This is a genomic window from Streptomyces sp. SID5785 (assembly GCF_009870065.1).
Lineage (GTDB): Bacteria > Actinomycetota > Actinomycetes > Streptomycetales > Streptomycetaceae > Streptomyces.
The window spans coordinates 1-1,051 of the sequence record NZ_WWIA01000226.1; the positions used below are offsets into that span (position 1 = coordinate 1).

Annotated in this window: 1 protein-coding gene; it reads right to left on the reverse strand. The window is 73.3% G+C overall.

Going from position 1 to position 1,051, the window contains the following annotated elements; genetic code table 11:
* A partial coding sequence (locus tag GTW43_RS06855) for an ROK family glucokinase (protein WP_161300726.1) occupies positions 1–933 on the reverse strand: 933 nt, incomplete at its 3' end.
* Positions 934–1,051 lie beyond the last annotated feature (118 nt).

A 1,051-nucleotide genomic window follows, 5' to 3' on the forward strand; every position in this document is an offset into this window, starting at 1 on the left:
CTGGCGCTTGAACGCGTCGCGGGCCGGGCCGATCAGCAGGTCGTCGGCCGCGGACACCCCGCCGCCGATGACGAAGCAGGAGGGGTCGAGGGCGGCGGCGAGGTTGGCGATGCCGACGCCGAGCCACTGGCCGATGTCCTGGAGCAGCTCGACGCACATGGCGTCGCCCTCGCGGGCCAGCTCGGTGATGAGCGGACCGGAGATGTCGGGCACCTGGCCCTTGACCCGCTCGATGATGTTGTACGCGACCGGGGAGTCGGCGGCGGCGAGCTCGCGGGCCTCCCTGACCAGCGCGTTCCCCGAGCTGTACTGCTCCCAGCAGCCGCGGTTGCCGCACGGGCAGCGGTGTCCGCCGGGCACGACCTGCATATGGCCGAACTCGCCGGCGACGCCGAACTTGCCGCGCTTGACCTGGCCGTCCTCCAGGATCGCGCCGCCGATACCGGTACCGAGCGTGATCATCACGAGGTGGTCCTCGCCGCGCCCGGCACCGAAGCGCCACTCGGCCCAGGCCGCCGTGTTCGCGTCGTTGTCGACGAGCACCGGCACCGAGAGGCGGCCGGAGAGGCGGTCGCGCAGCGGCTCGTTGCGCCAGGACAGGTGCGGGGCGAACAGGACGCGGTTGCGGTCCGCGTCGACCCAGCCGGCCGCGCCGATGCCCACGGCGTGCACGTCGTGGCGGTCGGACAGGTCGAGGACGAGCTCGACGATGGTGTCCTCGACGACCTTCGGGCTCTTGGACTTGTCCGGGGTCTCGGTGCGCAGCGTCTCCAGGATGGTGCCGTCGGCGTCGACGACACCGGCCATCACCTTGGTGCCACCGATGTCGATGCCGACCGTGGGGACGCGGGGGGCGGTCAGGTGCGAGCGTCGTTCCCGGGTGCCGACCGTCCGCAGGACGGTGGCGCGGGCGCTGCCACGGTAGGTACTCATTGCCGCGATTCTGCCACGCGGGGCGCGCTCCTTCGCGGGACGCCCGTGGCCCGGGGGGCGTCACCGCCGTGTCGCGGCCGCGGTCCGGTGGGGCTTCCCGCGCAGTTCCCCGCGCCCC